We start from the raw sequence: 915 nt of genomic DNA, 5'->3' as shown, positions 1-915 counted from the left end.
CGCGTTATGCTTCGTTGTTTTCTTCCGTTTGCAGGGAGACCGAATGATGCTTCAGATCCACCCACAGGCACGCACGACACCGGCTGTCCGGGCTGAGATAGCTCGTTCGTCAGAACCGACATCCGTGCTCGCCAGACGCTACGGGATCAGCGATGAAACAGTCCGCAAGTGGCGCAGGCGTGGTTCGGACGCCTGTCAGGACCGCAGCAGCCGTCCCTGGAGTCTGGCCTGGAAAGCCTCGGAGGAGGAGCGCGCCATTGTCTGTCAGCTTCGGCGTTCTACCGGTTTTGGTCTGGATGATCTGACCTTTGTCTTACGGCATTTCCTGCCGCATCTGAACCGGGACAATATCTGGCGGATACTGAAAGACGCCGGATTGAACAGGCTGCCTCCTGTTCCAAAGGCCGGACCAGTTCGGGGACAGGGAAAGTTCCGCGATTACGATCCCGGTTATGTCCATATCGATGTGAAACATCTGCCAAAATTACAGACAGCAGATGGGGACCGGCGGAAACGTTTTCTGTATGTCGCCATCGATCGCTGTTCCCGTTCAGTGCACCTGGCTGTTTATGACGCGGAAAATGCGGATAATTCCGTTGATTTCCTCAATGCCGTCAAATCGGCCTTTCCTTTCCGGATCACCCATATCCTGACCGATCGAGGCTCCTGCTTTACAGCGGACGCCTTCGAAAAAGCCTGTCATGACATGGGAATCGACCGACGCCGGACCAAGGCTTACTCCCCTCAGACCAATGGAATGGTGGAACGCTTCAATGGCCGTGTCGCTACAGAAGTACTGCAGGTCTGTGTCTCAAACCATGAAGATCTGGAAATTCTGCTCAGAGGCTTCTGTTTCGCCTACAATCATCGCCCGCAGCGTGTTCTGGGCGGCATCGCTCCCGCCCAATGCATCAT

Annotated in this window: 1 protein-coding gene; it reads left to right on the top strand. The window is 55.5% G+C overall.

The window, feature by feature from the left end; all coding sequences use genetic code 11:
- Positions 1-46: 46 nt before the first annotated feature.
- On the top strand, positions 47-915 hold an 869-nt coding region (locus GOB86_RS15575; protein WP_165993568.1), incomplete at its 3' end, for an IS481 family transposase.

Source organism: Acetobacter lambici (assembly GCF_011516885.1).
GTDB lineage: Bacteria > Pseudomonadota > Alphaproteobacteria > Acetobacterales > Acetobacteraceae > Acetobacter > Acetobacter lambici.
The sequence above is the reverse complement of the archived record's forward strand: the minus strand, read 5'-3'. Positions and strand labels throughout refer to the sequence as shown.